At 58.5% G+C, this 15783-nt stretch carries 18 protein-coding genes; 6 read left to right on the top strand and 12 right to left on the bottom strand.

From position 1 onward, the window contains the following. Position 1: 1 nt before the first annotated feature. A complete protein-coding gene (locus tag GOV38_RS10705; protein ID WP_171209869.1) occupies positions 2-952 on the bottom strand; it encodes an ABC transporter substrate-binding protein in 951 nt (316 codons plus the stop codon). 408 nt (positions 953-1360) lie between these two features. Here GOV38_RS10705 and GOV38_RS10700 point away from each other — a divergent pair, with 408 nt between their 5' ends. Next, positions 1361-2047, top strand: coding sequence for a hypothetical protein (locus GOV38_RS10700; protein ID WP_171209870.1), 687 nt, complete (start codon positions 1361-1363; stop codon positions 2045-2047). A 5-nt stretch (positions 2048-2052) separates the two neighbouring features. On the opposite strand, the gene GOV38_RS10695 is transcribed toward GOV38_RS10700, so the two are convergent. Beyond that, positions 2053-2460 (bottom strand): cytochrome c, encoded by a 408-nt coding sequence (locus tag GOV38_RS10695; RefSeq protein ID WP_171209871.1) that lies wholly within the window; start codon positions 2458-2460, stop codon positions 2053-2055. A gap of 94 nt (positions 2461-2554) precedes the next feature. Between GOV38_RS10695 and GOV38_RS10690 the strand changes: the two genes are divergently transcribed. Next, on the top strand, positions 2555-2992 hold the full coding sequence (locus GOV38_RS10690) for a DMT family transporter (protein WP_171209872.1): 438 nt from the start codon (positions 2555-2557) through the stop codon (positions 2990-2992). Here the strand turns inward: GOV38_RS10690 and GOV38_RS10685 are convergent. The 3 genes from GOV38_RS10685 to GOV38_RS10675 form a co-directional block, all read right to left on the bottom strand. Further along, the gene (locus GOV38_RS10685) at positions 2976-3662 is read right to left on the bottom strand and encodes an ABC transporter ATP-binding protein (RefSeq protein WP_171209873.1); all 687 of its coding nucleotides are present in this window, start codon (positions 3660-3662) and stop codon (positions 2976-2978) included. The two genes, GOV38_RS10690 and GOV38_RS10685, sit on opposite strands and share 17 nt — an antisense overlap. After that, positions 3655-4941 carry an ABC transporter permease gene (locus tag GOV38_RS10680; RefSeq protein WP_171209874.1) on the bottom strand — a complete coding sequence of 429 codons (1287 nt, stop codon included), beginning with the start codon at positions 4939-4941 and terminating at the stop codon, positions 3655-3657. The genes GOV38_RS10685 and GOV38_RS10680 overlap by 8 nt, the downstream gene beginning before the upstream one ends. A gap of 81 nt (positions 4942-5022) precedes the next feature. Continuing rightward, complete coding sequence (locus GOV38_RS10675; protein WP_171213004.1) at positions 5023-5988, bottom strand: DUF6492 family protein; 966 nt, start codon at positions 5986-5988, stop codon at positions 5023-5025. Between the two features lie 348 nt (positions 5989-6336). Between GOV38_RS10675 and GOV38_RS10670 the strand changes: the two genes are divergently transcribed. Further along, on the top strand, positions 6337-6696 hold the full coding sequence (locus tag GOV38_RS10670; RefSeq protein WP_171101904.1) for a hypothetical protein: 360 nt from the start codon (positions 6337-6339) through the stop codon (positions 6694-6696). On the opposite strand, the gene GOV38_RS10665 is transcribed toward GOV38_RS10670, so the two are convergent. Further along, the gene (locus GOV38_RS10665; protein ID WP_171209876.1) at positions 6693-7583 is read right to left on the bottom strand and encodes a glycosyltransferase family 2 protein; all 891 of its coding nucleotides are present in this window, start codon (positions 7581-7583) and stop codon (positions 6693-6695) included. The genes GOV38_RS10670 and GOV38_RS10665 overlap by 4 nt on opposite strands. Then, entirely contained in the window at positions 7567-8907 is a 1341-nt protein-coding gene (gene proS / locus GOV38_RS10660) for a proline--tRNA ligase (RefSeq protein WP_171209877.1), read from the bottom strand. Before proS ends, GOV38_RS10665 begins: the two co-directional genes overlap by 17 nt. A gap of 216 nt (positions 8908-9123) precedes the next feature. Between proS and GOV38_RS10655 the strand changes: the two genes are divergently transcribed. Genes GOV38_RS10655 through GOV38_RS10645 form a run of 3 tightly spaced genes read left to right on the top strand, consistent with a single transcriptional unit; the run spans position 9124 to position 12481 of the window. Further along, a complete protein-coding gene (locus tag GOV38_RS10655; RefSeq protein WP_171209878.1) occupies positions 9124-10197 on the top strand; it encodes an AI-2E family transporter in 1074 nt (357 codons plus the stop codon). After that, positions 10198-10887: a DnaA ATPase domain-containing protein gene (locus GOV38_RS10650; RefSeq protein ID WP_171136699.1), complete on the top strand. Its 690-nt coding sequence runs from the start codon at positions 10198-10200 to the stop codon at positions 10885-10887. A gap of 49 nt (positions 10888-10936) precedes the next feature. After that, on the top strand, positions 10937-12481 hold the full coding sequence (locus GOV38_RS10645) for a Ppx/GppA family phosphatase (RefSeq protein WP_371808540.1): 1545 nt from the start codon (positions 10937-10939) through the stop codon (positions 12479-12481). 16 nt (positions 12482-12497) lie between these two features. On the opposite strand, the gene GOV38_RS10640 is transcribed toward GOV38_RS10645, so the two are convergent. Genes GOV38_RS10640 through GOV38_RS10620 form a run of 5 tightly spaced genes read right to left on the bottom strand, consistent with a single transcriptional unit; the run spans position 12498 to position 15722 of the window. Then, positions 12498-12866, bottom strand: a complete 369-nt coding sequence (locus GOV38_RS10640) for a hypothetical protein (protein WP_171209880.1) — start codon at positions 12864-12866, stop codon at positions 12498-12500. Positions 12867-12903: 37 nt separating this feature from the next. Further along, entirely contained in the window at positions 12904-13905 is a 1002-nt protein-coding gene (locus GOV38_RS10635; protein WP_171209881.1) for an endonuclease/exonuclease/phosphatase family protein, read from the bottom strand. A gap of 3 nt (positions 13906-13908) precedes the next feature. Continuing rightward, on the bottom strand, positions 13909-14589 hold the full coding sequence (locus tag GOV38_RS10630; protein ID WP_171133496.1) for a molecular chaperone DjiA: 681 nt from the start codon (positions 14587-14589) through the stop codon (positions 13909-13911). 9 nt (positions 14590-14598) lie between these two features. Then, positions 14599-15123: a GNAT family N-acetyltransferase gene (locus tag GOV38_RS10625; RefSeq protein ID WP_171209882.1), complete on the bottom strand. Its 525-nt coding sequence runs from the start codon at positions 15121-15123 to the stop codon at positions 14599-14601. Beyond that, positions 15120-15722 carry a VOC family protein gene (locus tag GOV38_RS10620; protein WP_171209883.1) on the bottom strand — a complete coding sequence of 201 codons (603 nt, stop codon included), beginning with the start codon at positions 15720-15722 and terminating at the stop codon, positions 15120-15122. The genes GOV38_RS10625 and GOV38_RS10620 overlap by 4 nt, the downstream gene beginning before the upstream one ends. Between the last annotated feature and the right edge of the window lie 61 nt (positions 15723-15783).

The following is a 15783-nucleotide window of genomic DNA, read 5'->3' as shown; positions in this document are numbered from 1 at the left end:
CTCACTGCGTTGCGGCGTCAACAACCGGGCGCCATTTGCCTTCGTTTTCCGACATCCACGCCGCGACAACCTCTTCAACAGAGCCGCCGTCAACGTCGATGGCCCCCATCATCGGCTGCTGATCTTCCACGGCCAGTTGATAGTTGCTGAGGATTTCGTAAGCCGCAGGCCATTTGTCTTCCATGCCGCTCCAGCTGGCTTTGAAGATACGCGAGGGTGAAAAGTCGCAATCATTGACGGCGTTCGGGTTCGGACCCCAGGCAGGATCGTTAAAGCAGGCTTCTTCGCCTGCAGGCAGATCAACGAATTGCACATCATAGGCCGACATCGCCCAATGCGGCTGCCAGAACGTAATCAGCAGCGGCGATTTGCGCTCGGTCGATGCGCGAAGCTCGGCGATCAAGGCGCCCTCGGATCCGGCAGGAACGGCTTTGAACGGCAGTTCAAGCCCGGTCATGCGGTCAGCACCGGGTGTGCCCCAATCGGCCGGGTAATCCACCAGGCGACCACCGGGCAAAGTTTCAGCGGTTGCAAACACTTGCGCGCAGTCCTTCAACGCCTCCCACGCAGGCAGGCCGGGGCACAGATCAGCGACATGTGCAGGATATGCGATGCCTTCCTTGGCATTCAGACCCAGATCGCCGATTTCAACAACGGTGCCTTCTGCAACCTTCTTGGAGTATTCGTCTGACACGTTCGACGACCAGATTTCCAGCGTAGCGTCGATGTCACCATCAGCAAGCGCCTGAAACTGGTTCATCATGCCGGCAGTCACGTATTCCACGTTGTACCCGGCTGCCTTGAGCATCTCGCCCGCGACATGAGTGGTGACGTGCTGCCCGGTCCATTCATTGATCGCCAGTTTGATCGGCTCGTCCACCGCGCCCATATCCGCGGCGTGCGCGCCGGTGGCCACAACAATCGCCATCAGGCTTACACCCAGTTTTTTCATGAGATAGTCTCCCTGTTTTCTGTTCATGTTCCCCGTTCCCGAAATGGCCCGGCCGAGGATTTCTGTTGCACGAAAGATTTCCTTTAACATGCGCCAATTTGGACAGAGATGGAAGAACAAAGCACTGGCCTGACGGCGATGTCAGACCCGCGCAATTCGCCCCTAAAACGGATCCGATCTTGCAAAAACCGTGATCCGTACACCCCTAGACAGAAGACAGGCTGCGGGATTTTGATTGACTAGTCAATTATGAATATCGCGGACTCTGCCAATTGCGCGACTTTGCTAAAGAAATTGGCGCCGAAACCGCCTGGAAACAGCTTCGCGGGCAATCACGCGCCGACCTCGAATCAAACCGCTCGTGAAAACCGCTTGCGCAAGCACCAACGCGCGCTACGGTTGCGTAGTATGACGCGTTTTCTTTTGCTTTCTTTTCTTATGGTGCTGGCAACCTGTGGTCGCCCTCTGACAGAACAGGAACGCGCTTTTGCGAGCAACATTCAAGGTGAAACGCTGAACCTGGATCGCGTCCGTCTGGTAGAAGGAGCGCCTGTGGCTTCGGTCACCTACACGCGCAAAGCCAGACCGCGCTTGGCGTGCCGCGAACGCATCCTGCCTCCGGTCAAGGAAGAAACCGTCACCGGAAAACCTGCTGCCGTGGCCCTGTTCAACCGCGTCTACTTTACCAAAGACTGGTATCTTGACGATTACATGTCGAAATACCCCGAGCGCGTGAACTTGATTGCGGCCATGTTGCTGGCGCACGAATTGACCCATGTCTGGCAATGGCAGAATCGCGCCACCACCGGATATCACCCGTTGCGCGCCGCGGCTGAGCATACGGGACAGGACGATCCCTATCTGTTTGACCTTGATACCTCGCCTGATTTTCTGGCCTATGGGTTCGAACAGCAAGGCGCGATTGTCGAAGAGTATGTTTGTTGCCGCGCGCTGGACCCGGACGCGCCGCGTACCCAGCGGCTCCACGACATGTTAAGCAAACACATGGACGTTTCTACCCTGCCGCAAGGCCGTAGGGAACGCGATGTCGAATTGCCCTGGGCGGGCGCCGCGATCGAAGGCATTTGCCGCTGAACCGGTTAACCGTCCTGGATGGTCATCAAGTATTCCACCAGATCGACAATCGGCTGGCTGGTCAGAATAGGCTGCCCCGCGGGCGTTTTCATCGCAGTATCCTGGCCTTCGAAATAGGGGCCATAGACAGGCATCGGGCTACCGTGGCTGACCAACGGATCCCGCCCGTCGATCCGCGCAACGACACGCGCTGTTGGGAACACGCCATCGTCACCGGCCAGCGTCCGCAGGTTCACTGGCTGAACCACCAGAACCCCGGCCATCGGCCCGTTCCCGGTTGCGTCCAGCCCATGACAGGTCGCGCAATAATGCTGATAAAGCTCTGCGCCAACTTGCGCGTCCTGTGCCAAAGCCTCTGAGCCAGATACCGCACATACACTGGCAAAACAAAGTGTGAGAACCGTGCCTCTCATCGCATCCTCCACTGGTTTCAGTCATTTACAGACTTGTCGGCAAGCGCGCGGGGCGCAATGATCCAGATCAATGGGGCGGAGGAAAGGGCGCGATATGACACAATACGCAGCGATCATGCTTGTCGCGGGATTCGGCATCCCGATACTGGCGGCGCTGAACGCCGCGCTTGGCAGGATGATCGGGTCTCCGAACACGGCCGCTGTCATCCTGTTTGCGATTGCCTTCGCGACCTCGGCTCTGGCTCTTGTCCTGCTGCCCGGCACCTCGGGGTTCGCCAAAGCGGCGCAAGCGCCCAAACACCTGTTTCTGGCTGGTGTGCTGATCGCCTTTTACGTTCTGTCCATCACCCATGTGGCCCCGCATTTCGGTGTCGGCAACGCGGTGTTCTTTGTTCTGCTGGGACAGTTGATCAGCGCAGCTGCCATCGACCATTTCGGCCTTTTTGGCGCACAAGTCTCACCGCTGACATGGATACGGGCGGGCGGTATTGCGGTGATGGCTTTGGGCGTTGCGATTACCCAACTGGCCTAAGCACACCGTTTTCCAGTCGCACCATCCGGTCCATACGCGCTGCAAGGTCAAGATTGTGCGTGGCGATCAGAGCCGACAATCCGGCCTCGCGCACCAGAGACATCAGCGCCTCGAACACCTGATCAGATGTGCCGGGGTCAAGGTTGCCGGTTGGTTCATCCGCCAGCAACACGCGCGGGGCATTGGCCAGGGCACGACAAAACGCAACCCGCTGTTGTTCTCCGCCCGACAAGGCAGCCGGTCGGTGCCCCGCCCGCGCAGCCACGCCGACGCGATCCAGCAACTGCATAGCGCGATCCTTGGCCGCGGCCTCAGACACCCCATTCGCCAGTTGCGGCAGAACGATATTCTCCAACGCGGTGAACTCGGGCAGCAAGTGGTGGAACTGATAGACAAAGCCCACATCCTGACGGCGAATACCCGTGCGTTTTCGATCACTTGTGCCTGACGCCACTTGTCCTGCAACCTCGACCGTTCCCTGATCCGGAGTGTCGAGTAGTCCTGCTATATGCAACAGCGTAGACTTCCCAGCCCCAGAAGGCGCGACAAGCGCCACCGCCTCGCCCGCGCGCAGTTCCAGATCGACGCCGCGCAACACCTGCACTTCGGCCGGTGTACCTTGCAGATAGGTTTTCGTCAGACCGGTCAGCCGCAATGCCACATCACTCATAGCGCAGAGCCTCAACCGGGTTTAGCCGCGCCGCGCGACGGGCCGGAAAATATGTGACAAGGAAGGACAATCCCAGCGACAAGCCGATGGCCTTTAATACGTCAGACAAGTGCAACTCGGCCGGCAGAGCATAGATCCCGCGAATGGCCGGGTCCCACACTCCGCCCCCCATCAGGAAATTCACGAACGAGAATATCGGATCGATATAAAGCGCAAAAAGGCATCCTAGAATGACGCCCATCGTGGTGCCGATGATGCCGGTGAACGCACCGCAAATAAAGAACACGCGCAGGATTGACCCCTCGCTCAGCCCGATGGTGCGCAAGATCCCGATATCCCGACCCTTGTTTTTGACCAGCATGATCAGACCCGACACAATGTTCATCGTGGCGATCAGAACCAGGATCGACAGGATGATGAACATGACATTGTCTTCAACCTCAAGGGCACGCAGGAACCCGCCAGAGGCGTCCTGCCATGTCCATAATTGCGACCGCTCGCCTGCAGCTTCGAGGATCGGGATCAGAACAGGGTTCAGGTTTTCCGGATGTGCCACCATGACTTCGATCTCATCGGCAACACCTTCCCGGTTGAAAAAGCTCTGCGCCTCGGCAAACGGCATGTAGACCCGCGTGCGGTCGATGTCGTAGCGGCCAGCCGAGAACACATAGACCACCTCATATGCGTTGACCCTGGGCGATGTGCCAAAAGCCGTCTTGACCCCGTTGGGGGATGTGACCTTGATCCGGTCACCCACTGTTGCGCCAATTGCGCGGGCCACGCCGGAGCCGATTGCGATACCCTCGGGATATCGGCTCAGATCACCGTAAGCCTGATCACTCTCAGCAATGCCCGGCAGCTGATACAGATCCTCTGGGCGCATGCCAAAGACCTCAACACCGGTGCTGCGGTCTCGGTTGGTGATCAGAACCTGCCCCTTGACCAAGGGCACGGCACGTTCAACCCCGGGCACATCAGCAATGCGTTGTGCCATGCCGTCGAAATCTGTCAGTGTCCGATCAACCCGGCCCTGCGCGTCAAGCTCTCCGGCGGAATACACGCTGACATGCGCGTTGGCCCCCAGGATCGTACCAACAAACTCCGCGCGAAAGCCGGACCGCACTGCCAAGGTCGCGATCAACGCAAAAACTGCCAAGGTGATGCCGATCAGCGAGATCCAGGTCATCACGCTGACACCGCCTTCGGCGCGCCGCGCACGCAGATAGCGCCATGCAATCTTCCACTCAAACGGGGCAAAAGGAGGGGGGGTCGTGGCCATTACTGCTCCGGCATTGCTTTGGCGCAGACCCTTTCGGGATTTCCGCCAAGGGTCAAGCCGTTAGACATCCAGGGCTTGGAGTTAGGCAGAAAGAGCGGATGTTTTGTCCAGAATGGCTTTGGTTATTCCACGGCTGCAAACACCGCGCACCTCAAGCTGTTTGAACACTGTATCGCGCAAATCCGCAGGCAGGTTCGAAATTGCCCGGTTGTGCAAACCAAGGCTCAGCGACGCCTGATCATCGATTCGCGCAACTTGATGCGCCAATTGCTGCGGCGAATAGGTCGGCCAGAGGCCGATATTGTGATCTGTCACCGCTTCATACCACGGGTCCAGCCCACCTTGCGTTTTCAGGCAGTAAGCATTGAGCAACATGAACTCGGACGGACGTCGCCGCGAGCCAAAGAGCGCCTGCACTGATCCATAGCGTTCGTTGATCTCATCCAGCAGCGCAAGGATCAGTGACCGCCGGACCGGATACGGAGTAGCGAAGGTTGTCGTCCTCACCTGATCCATATCGGGATGCGGAACATCCAACGCATCCAGGCTTTGCAGCAGCCAGTTGCGATGGAAATCACTTTCGATCTTGAACATGTTGATCCGCGCGGCACCGCTGTCCGAGAAAAACTCGGACATATCGAACCGGCGCAGTAAAAGGTTCTTGGCATCGAAAAGGACCATGTTTTCAGACTTAGCCACGCGCGCAGATCCAAGTTTGAGCGCTTGTTGCGTGCGGTATCCGTTGTTTCCGCGCCAGCCACCGTTGCGGGCAAAGGGGATGCGATACCGGTTCTCGATCAGAGCGCGATACAGGGTCGGGCGTTTTGCGCAATGCTTTGGCCCCAACAAAACCTCATCGCCCCCGACGACGTGAACTTTGGATCGCAACGGGCCGTAGGAGGGCAAGATCGGATCGATCTTGGTACGCAACCCGGCCTCATCAACATCGTTCATGATGACGTGGATCGAGGCGACCATTTCCGGATCGACAAAACGCGCAAAAGACCTGGCCTGCAGCTCTAGCAGCGGCACATCTTTCGAATACACTATCGTCGCAAAACTTAGCACGCGGCGTCGGCCCCCAATTGCTCTGCCTTCAGTCGAGCATGTACCAGAGTTTCTTCCAGGTCACTACACAAGTCGTCACAAAACGGTAGGTCTTCAAGACCTACACGATGCTGAATGAGTTGGAACAAAACTTAGTAAACTTTTGGTTGAGAAGTTCTTCACAGACACAGCGTTATTGTTTCCGATATGGGTTTAATTCACGGACCCAATGGCAACTGAACTCATTTTGCAACGGTATTTGGCTAATTTGATTTCGCATTTTGCTTATTTTGGGAAATTTCGACACCCTATCGTTGGGGGAACACAAATTCAGAGCGGGGGTCGCTCATGAGTATTGAAGGGGAAAGCAAGGACGCAGGCCGGGAAGAGGCAATATCAGCCTCGCAACAGTTAGACTGTGAGACGGCCATGCTGTTACGGGCGACAATCCGCCCAATCTTCGCAAATGCGGGCAGCTGGACCGCATTGGCCGAGGTTCTGAAGGACAAAGGCTATCGCCTCGCCTTCCGACGTGGTCGGCTGTGCATCACCGAACACGAAACGGGCAAGCGGGTCTGCGGGCTAAAGTTTCTCGGGATCGAATTTCTGGATCTGGTACGCCGAATGGGGCGCCCGATCGTCGTGGCCCGAGGCAAGCACGCAGATGGCGACGTACTGACAGCCCGTCCGCACATCAGCCGCGCCTAGTATTTGCGCCAGACCTGAAGCGAACGGCGCAGGGTTTTGGCCAAGCAATGTCGTGCTGCAATCTTGATCGGCTCGGGCGTGTCCGGCCTGCGCAAAAGCTCAAGCTGCAATCGCGCTGGCATGTGGCCGCGTCTGTAGAACTCGGCAAAGTCCTCAAGCGTCAGGTTTCGGGCTGACTTGAACCCGTCGTAGAACTTTAGCCAGACCCTTGCATAGTCCAGCCCGGTTTCGGCATCATCCTGGGTCACACCTCTGTCCCAGAACAACGAAACCGCATCGTCCATACGCTCCCCCTGATACCCAGACGCGATCAGTCGCAACATCAGGTCGTAATCAGCAGCGATCCGAAAATTGGTGTCATGTCCCCCCAAGGCCAGAAAAACGTCGCGGCGCAGAAAAACCGAGTTATGGCAAAAGGGCATGCGCTGAAGAATGGCTGTGACCGACATCCGTTTTTCTTTGCGCGTCTCGCCGCTTTGGAGCTTTTGCACCGTAGAGCCGTATAGAAAGGCAGGACGTGTTGCTCGTAACCGATCAGCGGCCATGTTCAGCACATCATCCGAGGCAAGCGCGTCGTCCGAGTTCAAGAACAGAACGTATTCTCCGCGCGCGGCTGCAACGCCCTTGTTCATCGCGTCATAAAGCCCGGTATCGGGTTCAGAGATCAGACGCGCATTCGGGGCCTGATCGACCAGTTCCTGAACGAACGCAACGGTACCATCGGTCGAGGCACCGTCTTGAATGATATGCTCGGCCTCGGCGCAGTTTTGGCGCGCCATGCAGGCCATCGCGCGCTCGAACCCCGCCTGCCGCCCTTGCGACAGCAGATCATAGGTCGCCGTGACGACCGAGATCAGCGGGGAGGAGGCTTCAGCCGAGCTGCTCATAAATCTCGGCGATCTTGGTGACCGCAGCCTCGGGGCTCAGCTCTTCGCTTTCGCCTGTGCGGCGGCTGGTCAGTTCGACCACACCGTTTTTCAGGCCACGTGGACCCACAGTGATCCGCCAGGGCAAACCGATCAGATCCATGGTGGCAAACTTGCCCCCTGCCCGTTCGTTACGATCATCATAAAGCGGCTCAAGGCCCAGCGCGGTCAAGGCAGCATAGAGTTTGTCGCAGGCCGCATCAGCCTCTTCTTCACCTTGCTTCAGGTTCACGATGCCGCAATGGAACGGGGTCACGCCTTCGGGCCAAATGATGCCCTTGTCGTCATGGCTCGCCTCAATAATCGCGCCGATCAGACGGCTGACACCGATGCCATGGCTGCCCATATGAACCGGGGTCGGCTTGCCGTCGGGGCCTTGGACAGTCGCGCCCATCGCCTCGGAATATTTGGTGCCGAAATAGAAGATTTGACCGACTTCGATACCACGCGCCACGCGGCGACGCTCCTCAGGGACCTGATGAAACAGCGCCTCATCATGGGTTTCATCGGTGCGCGCGTATTTCGAGGTGAACTCTTCCAGAATGGCCTGGCACTGCGCCCGGTCATCATAGTCAATGTCCCTGTCGCCAAAGGTCAGGTCGGTGACAGCACTGTCATAGAAGACCTCGGATTCACCAGTGTCGGCCAGCACCACGAACTCATGCGTGTCATCCCCACCAATGGGACCGGAATCCGCGCGCATCGGGATGGCTTGCAGGCCCATGCGTTCATAGGTGCGCAGATAGCTGACCAGATGACGGTTATAAGCGTGCAGCGCGTCCTCTTTGGTCAGGTCAAAATTATACCCGTCCTTCATGTAAAACTCGCGCCCACGCATCACGCCAAAGCGCGGGCGGATCTCGTCGCGGAATTTCCACTGGATCTGATAGAGCGTCAGCGGCAGGTCTTTATAGCTGTTGACGTGGCCGCGGAAAATGTCAGTCACCAGTTCCTCAGCCGTTGGCGTGTAAAGCATATCGCGCCCGTGCCGGTCCTGCATCCGCAGCATTTCCTGGCCGTAGTCGTCATAACGCCCGGACTCGCGCCACAGGTCCGCCGACTGCAGGATCGGCATCTGAATGGCGATATGCCCGGCCCGCGCCTGTTCCTCATGCACGATGTTTTCCAGCTTGCGCAGAACCTTGAAGCCCAGTGGCAGCCAGGAATAAATCCCCGCAGCGGCTTGCTTGATCATGCCTGCGCGCAGCATCAGCCGATGGCTGACGATCTGAGCCTCGGAGGGGTTTTCCTTGAGAACGGGCAAAAAGTAACGGCTGAGGCGCATTATTTAACCTTCAAAGGTGAATTGGAACATCAAAAGGTGATTATGCCAAAGCCCCGCCGGGGGCAATCACGCAATGACAAATTTACCACCCTGGGTCGCAACGCAGGGTTTGACGCCGAAACTGCCGGGCAAGGAAAAGCGGGCCGGATGAAGCGCTTGCATCAGCGCCATTGATGCGCCAAGAACAACCTCAAGAGCCGCAACAAGGGGATCGCCATGGCTTTGCCGGTTAAGGATCAGCTTCGCTACTGGGGTGTGGTGGCTGCGGTTTTTGTGTTGATTCTCTGGGCCTTGGGCGACGTTCTTCTGCCGTTCGTGATCGGTGGCGCCATCGCCTATTTCCTGGACCCGGTCGCCGACCGACTTGAGAAACTGGGCCTGTCCCGAATGGCGGCAACTGCCGTGATTACCGTGGTTGGCGTGTTGAGCTTTGTCTTGCTGATCGTGATGGTCGTACCCGCGCTGATCACGCAATTGCTGGATCTGGTTGAACTCCTTCCCAGCCTGTTCAAAGAGCTGCGCGGCTTTATCGAACGTCAGTTCCCGTCCCTGCTGGATCAGGAATCAAGCACGCACCAGATGCTTGTGTCATTCGGTGAGACCCTGAAATCCAAAACCGGTGATGTTCTGCAAACGGTTCTGGCATCACTGGGTTCGGCCATCAATATCGTTGTGCTGATTGTCATCGTCCCGGTTGTCTCGGTCTATCTACTGATGGATTGGGACCGCATGATCGCCCGCATTGGCGAGCTGCTGCCGCGTGACCATGCCCCCACCATCAAGCGTCTCGCAAGCGAGATCGACGCTGTTCTGGCCTCATTTGTGCGCGGTATGGGCACGGTCTGTTTGATCCTAGGTACCTATTATGCCGTCGCTCTGATGCTGGCGGGACTGCAATTTGGTTTGATCGTAGGATTCATCGCCGGAATGGTGACGTTCATCCCCTATCTGGGCGCTCTGATTGGCGGAGCGTTGGCCATCGGCCTGGCCCTGTTTCAATTCTGGGGCGATTGGGCCCATATCGCATTGATTGCAGGCATCTTTGCGGTCGGTCAGGTGACCGAGGGCAATTTCCTGACCCCAAAACTGGTCGGCAGTTCGGTGGGGCTACACCCGGTCTGGTTGCTGCTGGCGCTGTCAGTTTTTGGGGCGCTGTTTGGCTTTGTCGGTATGCTGATCGCGGTTCCTGTGGCCGCAGGCTTGGGCGTGCTGGCGCGTTTCGGGACGTCGCTCTACCTCGACAGTCGCCTCTATACGGGGCTGGAAGGACAAGCGCAGGACGACGCGTGAATGGCCACTCAACTCAGCTTTGACCTGCCCTCAAAAATCGCTTTGGGGCGCGAGGATTTCTTTGTTTCTCCGGCCAATGCCTTGGCGGTTGCCATGATCTCTGCCACCTCTTGGCCCGGGGGCAAACTGGTTCTGACCGGCCCAACCGGATCGGGCAAAACACACCTGACCCATGTTTGGGCCGCCGAGGCCAAGGCCGCCATTATTCAGGCCAGCACCCTGCGCCATGATGACGTGCCGCAATTGGCGCGGGGTCCGGTCGCCGTGGAAGACGTGCCGTTGATTGCAACGGATCCTGAGCAGCAGAAAACCCTGTTCCATCTGCACAATCTGGTTCTGGCCGAAGGCAATTCCCTGCTGTTGACCGGGCGCGCCGCGCCCAGTTTCTGGGGTCTGACCCTGCCCGATCTGCAAAGCCGCATTGAAGGCGCACATCACGTTGCGCTTGAGGCCCCGGATGATGCCTTGCTGGGCGCGGTGCTGGCCAAGCTGTTTACCGACCGGCAACTGAATCCGGCCCCCGACGTAATGGCCTATCTGGTCAAACACATGGATCGCAGCTTTGAATCGGCCGCCCTCGTGGTTGATCGGCTGGACCAGATTGCGCTGGACGAAAAGCGCGAGATCACCCGCGCACTGGCCGTTCGGGTTCTGAACGCCCGCAACGACAAAGACCATGGGGATGATTGACCCAGCCATGACGATTGCGCATCCTGCGACCCAAAAGACCGGGGATATGATGGAACACAGCACCGAGATCGACGCCACGGACTATGGGCCGTTCGGCAAGCCACTGATCGGTGATCCAAGTCTGCGCGCCCTGTCGCGTGTGGGGGTTGTGGATGTCGGATCAAACTCTGTCCGAATGGTGATTTTTGACGGCGCCGCAAGGTCACCGGCTTACTTCTATAATGAAAAGGTCATGTGCGAATTGGGTGCGGGCCTGTCGGAAACCGGGCGCCTGAATCCACGCGGATGCGAGCGGGCGATGGCGGCGCTGCGGCGGTTTCGTCACGTGGCAAATGATCTGGGCGTCCCCAAGCTTCATACCGTGGCTACGGCGGCTGTACGCGAAGCCGAAGACGGCCCCGATTTTTGCGATCTGGTCGAGCGCGAGATTGGCCTGAACATTCAGGTCGTCGATGGCGCGGAAGAGGCGCGGCTTTCGGCGCAAGGCGTCCTGCTGGGCTGGCCCGGAGCCTACGGCTTGATCTGCGACATCGGCGGTTCTTCCGTCGAGCTGGCCGAGATCGGAGACGGGCAAGTGGGCCGACGGATGACCTCCCCCCTTGGGCCGCTGAAGCTGCGCGACATCAAGGGCGGACGCCGAGCACGCAAAGCCCATATCAAGAAGACGATGGAAGAGATGCGCGACCAGATGGGTCTACAACGAGACCGTCTGTTTCTGGTCGGCGGCAGCTGGCGCGCCTTTGCCCGGATCGACATGCTGCGCCGCAGGTATCCTCTGAACGTTCTGCATGAATACCGCATGACCCACCAGCACGTGCGCGAAACCATTAAGCTCATCGAAAAAAGCGACGCGGATGAGCTGCGCAGCCAGGCCGGTGTGTCCGGCTCGCGTATGGCGCTGATGCCCTATGCGATGGACGTGCTGGCCCGGTTGATCCGCACGTTCAAACCCAAGGATATCGCCATATCCAGCTATGGCATTCGCGAAGGGCTGCTGTTCGAACAAATGCCCCAACATCTGCGGGACCGGGATCCGTTGATCGAAGCCAGCCGCTTTGCCGAAGCCAAGGACGCCCGCCTGCCGGGCTTTGGCAAGCATCTGTTCGACTTTGTTATGCCGCTCTTTCGCTCGGCCCCGCCGCAAAAGGTGCGGTTGATCAAGGCCGCTTGCCTGTTGCATGACGTTAGCTGGCGCGCGCATCCCGACTATCGCGCCGAGGTCTGTTTCGAATATGTCACCCGCGCTAACATGAGCGGTTTGAAACATTCCGAACGCGTGTTCATCGGACTCGCGCTGCAGCATCGCTATCGCAACAAACGCGAGGGCAACCGCTTTGCCCCGCTCTATGAGTTGCTGGACGAACGCAGCCAGAAGCAGGCCGAAGTTCTGGGCAAGGCCATGCGGTTTGGTGCGATGCTGTGGATGCCGAACACCGCCGCGATGGGCAAACTGAAATTCTATCCCAAGAAACAAGAGATTGAGCTGATCCTGCCAAAGATCGCACAACCCGTATTCAACGAAGTGGCCGAGGCCCGGTTCAAATCATTGGCAAATGCCCTGAAAGCCGAAGCCCGCGTGATCGTCCGGCGCTAGGAACGCGCGGCGCGTATCAAATATCAGTTATGCCAGTTTCCGGGTCTGGTAGCGGCAAGTCCGGCTCATCCTGCGGTGACTTCTTGCGAATGATGATGTCACCGTTGGGCAGCATCTCTGGCAACTCATAGGCGCTCCAATCTCCAATCTGCGCGGCAAGCTCGGCCAGGGCCGGGCCCATTTCCATCAGAAAAGATTGCATCGCTGGGCCAAACTGATCTGCCAGCCCCAGCAGGTCTTCCAGAGCGGGCTCCATTTCCTGCCGTAGCCCTTCCAGAAAAAGCTCGGCCCCGCGTTCCATCAGCGACGGGCCATCTTGCTCTTGCGCCGCCGCAGGCAGCGCCATGGCAACGCTCAGACAGGAAGAGATCAAAAGTTGTTTCATGGGCTCAATATAGCTCTTGCGCACCATGGGCGAAAGGTCAGAGGTCGATATCCAACGTCACCGGGAAGTGATCCGACGCGGTCAGCAACGCCTCACGCAGTTCTGGGTTCGACCAGCAAACCGCATCCCGGAACGGATGCCAAATGCGCCAGCTTGGGTCGCGCTGCAGCAAGTCGTCGCTGATCATGATGTAATCCAACAGAGCTTCCAGAAACCGTCCTTCATCCGGGCGCGCAAACCGCGCTGTTGACGGCAGCGACCCGGGTCGTGGCCCCAGAGCTTTGGCGGCATGGGGGTCGAACAATCCCGCCTCCAACAGAATTTCAACGGATGATCGGCCAAAAAGATGCTCGAATTCATCCAAACCGGGCCCGTCATTCAGATCGCCGAGCAGAATTGTCGGTGTCCCACTGTCCAGGTGTCCCCGCACCCGACGCGACAGCCAGATCGCTTGCGCCAATTGCTTGCGGCGATTGGCGATCGATATCCGAATCGCCTCGTCGCGCGATCCGGCCCCATGCGGCGCTTTGGACTTCAGATGCGCGCCAATCATCCGAAACGCGTTTCCCGCTTGAGTTTCGACGGCCAACTCCATCGGCGGCTTGGAGAACTGCACCACGTCCTGTGTTTCATCCACATCCAGGTCAATGCGGAACTCCGCATCGAACCGAGGCGCGGTTGGATCGCTGGGTTCCCCGACCGGATCGTGGCGAGGCTTGAGAACGTTCGCGTCGTAGAGCAGCGCCAATTCCTGATGGGTGTCATTTGGGTAACCCATCACCGCATGGGTGGTGCGCAGATCAAACGCTTCCGCAAACCCCTGCAAGGCACGCACGGTGTTCTGAGACTTGCCGGTATTTGGTGCTTCGACGATCAGGACCGCATCGGCGTCCAAGGCCGTCAGAACCTTGGCAATTGCCTCGGCCTGCTGCGCGCGGGTGACGTCATGGCGGCCAGACCATTCATCATCGACCAGCACCCTATCCTTGCGGTCGAAAAGATTGGCGAACCATTCGATATTGTAGGTCGCCAATCGCATCGTTCAGACCCGTGCGCCGTTGATTTCGTCCCAGGCACGGTTGATATCGATCATCTTCTTTTCGGCCAGTCGCACCGCTTCTTCAGGCACCCCCCGTGCCATCATCGCATCTGGATGCGTATCCCGCACGAGCTTGCGCCAGACCTTGCGAATTTCCTCTACGGGCATGTCGCGGGGTACACCCAGAACCGTATAGGGGTCGTGCGGCGCATCCGGTACAAACCGGGCCCGCAGGGCCATGAATTGCGCATCGGTCTGGCCGAAAATACGGCTCACCTGTTCCAGGAATTCATCCTCGTTCGGGTGATAGAACCCATCTGCCAAAGCAATATGGAACAGACCTTCCATCAGGTCACACAGCGTTGTGCTATCATCGGAAAACATGACCGAGATCTTGCGGGCATAGTCCTGATAGCCCGCCACGTCGGTGCGGGCCATGTCGAACACGCGCGCCGCGTTGGCCTCATCCTCGCGCGCGATCTGAAACACATCCCGAAAGGCGGTCACCTCATCGCGCGTGACCTGCCCATCTGCCTTGGCCATCTTCGCGCCCAGCGCGATGACGGCGATGGTAAAGGCCACAGACCGTTCGGGTGGGGTGCGCAGTTTTTCGAAAACGGCCGTCAGGCTTTCACCTTGGGCCAACGCGCTCAGCGCATCGGATATACGAGTCCAGATCGACATAGGCGCACCCTAACGTGGAGTTTCCCCGGTGTCAGGTGCGACAGATGACTGCGGAGCAAGAATTTTTTGCATCAGGATCAGATCCAGCCATTGGCCCCATTTCCAGCCAACCTCTGGCATTCGGCCAACCTGCACAAAGCCAAGCGACGCATGAAAGGCGACGGCGCCCGGATTGGCCGAAGATATCCCCGCCACAAGAACATGAACATCCGCAGCACGCGCCACTTGTTCCAGCGCCACCATCAAGGCGCGCCCTGTTCCCTGCCCGCGTGCATTGGGCGACAATTGGACCGAGTGCTCGCAGCTCCGTGCATAGCCGGGGCCGGACCGAAACGGCCCATATGTGGCAAAGCCCACAACGTCATTGCCCTGCTCAGCCACAAGAAACGCAGACCCCCGCCGTTCGATATCGACGGCAATGCTACTTACATCTCTTTCGTCCGTTGTGAAGGTCACCAACGTGTCGCGGATGATGGGGTTGGTGATGTTCGCTATGGCCGCTGCATCCTCAACACGTGCCTTACGAATATTCATTCCAACACGCGCGGCCCATGCGGTGTCTGAAACTCCGCCCGCAGCGCCGCAGGTCCGGTATCGAAGACCACGAATTGCAGCTCACCCAGCAGTTTTGCCAGCTCGAGCGCGTCAGGGTGAAACACGACCAAACGGGTCAGACGGCAACCGCGATCCTGCAACATCCCCGCCGGGTGCAGATCACCGTGCCACTGAATCAACGCCGGGAACAGGTTGTCAAACGGCAAGCGTCCGCCCGGCGGCACCGCCATCTGCCAGCGCAAGGCCCCGCGCGCCAGATCAATCGGCTCTCCGACGCCATCAGGGAAAATCGACAGCGAAGACGCAATATCCGGCACGCTGCAGATCCAATTGCTCAACCGAGGCTGCCCCGCGAACCGATCCAGATCGAACCATCGTGTACGTTCCAGCTGCGGCGCGTCAGGATCGATCGCAATCGCTTCCAGATAGAGCCCCTCCGCAAGGCCAAGCAGTCGATTATAGGTGCCAAACTTCTCGTGCTTGCCACCCTCTTGCAACGGCACGCCAAGGGCTTGCTCAATATGGGCCGACGCCTCCTCCAACGTCTCTCCCGCCACCGCCAAATGGTCCAGTCTCATTGTCTTTCCTCCACCAGGAGACACGATCTTAGCTACGATCAACCGCCCCACGCCAAAAGAT

Origin of the sequence: Ruegeria sp. HKCCA5839 (assembly GCF_013035585.1) — a bacterium.
In the GTDB taxonomy this organism is placed as follows: domain Bacteria; phylum Pseudomonadota; class Alphaproteobacteria; order Rhodobacterales; family Rhodobacteraceae; genus Ruegeria.
The sequence above is the reverse complement of the archived record's forward strand: the minus strand, read 5'-3'. Positions and strand labels throughout refer to the sequence as shown.

Bases quoted from the DNA above. Each gene is read 5' to 3' on its own strand.
- GOV38_RS10705 (WP_171209869.1), bottom strand. From the start codon at position 952: ATGAAAAAACTGGGTGTAAGCCTGATGGCGATTGTTGTGGCCACCGGC.
- GOV38_RS10700 (WP_171209870.1), top strand. From the start codon at position 1,361: ATGACGCGTTTTCTTTTGCTTTCTTTTCTTATGGTGCTGGCAACCTGT.
- GOV38_RS10695 (WP_171209871.1), bottom strand. From the start codon at position 2,460: ATGAGAGGCACGGTTCTCACACTTTGTTTTGCCAGTGTATGTGCGGTA.
- GOV38_RS10690 (WP_171209872.1), top strand. From the start codon at position 2,555: ATGACACAATACGCAGCGATCATGCTTGTCGCGGGATTCGGCATCCCG.
- GOV38_RS10685 (WP_171209873.1), bottom strand. From the start codon at position 3,662: ATGAGTGATGTGGCATTGCGGCTGACCGGTCTGACGAAAACCTATCTG.
- GOV38_RS10680 (WP_171209874.1), bottom strand. From the start codon at position 4,941: ATGGCCACGACCCCCCCTCCTTTTGCCCCGTTTGAGTGGAAGATTGCA.
- GOV38_RS10670 (WP_171101904.1), top strand. From the start codon at position 6,337: ATGAGTATTGAAGGGGAAAGCAAGGACGCAGGCCGGGAAGAGGCAATA.
- GOV38_RS10665 (WP_171209876.1), bottom strand. From the start codon at position 7,583: ATGAGCAGCTCGGCTGAAGCCTCCTCCCCGCTGATCTCGGTCGTCACG.
- proS (WP_171209877.1), bottom strand. From the start codon at position 8,907: ATGCGCCTCAGCCGTTACTTTTTGCCCGTTCTCAAGGAAAACCCCTCC.
- GOV38_RS10655 (WP_171209878.1), top strand. From the start codon at position 9,124: ATGGCTTTGCCGGTTAAGGATCAGCTTCGCTACTGGGGTGTGGTGGCT.
- GOV38_RS10650 (WP_171136699.1), top strand. From the start codon at position 10,198: ATGGCCACTCAACTCAGCTTTGACCTGCCCTCAAAAATCGCTTTGGGG.
- GOV38_RS10645 (WP_371808540.1), top strand. From the start codon at position 10,937: ATGGAACACAGCACCGAGATCGACGCCACGGACTATGGGCCGTTCGGC.
- GOV38_RS10640 (WP_171209880.1), bottom strand. From the start codon at position 12,866: ATGAAACAACTTTTGATCTCTTCCTGTCTGAGCGTTGCCATGGCGCTG.
- GOV38_RS10635 (WP_171209881.1), bottom strand. From the start codon at position 13,905: ATGCGATTGGCGACCTACAATATCGAATGGTTCGCCAATCTTTTCGAC.
- GOV38_RS10630 (WP_171133496.1), bottom strand. From the start codon at position 14,589: ATGTCGATCTGGACTCGTATATCCGATGCGCTGAGCGCGTTGGCCCAA.
- GOV38_RS10625 (WP_171209882.1), bottom strand. From the start codon at position 15,123: ATGAATATTCGTAAGGCACGTGTTGAGGATGCAGCGGCCATAGCGAAC.
- GOV38_RS10620 (WP_171209883.1), bottom strand. From the start codon at position 15,722: ATGAGACTGGACCATTTGGCGGTGGCGGGAGAGACGTTGGAGGAGGCG.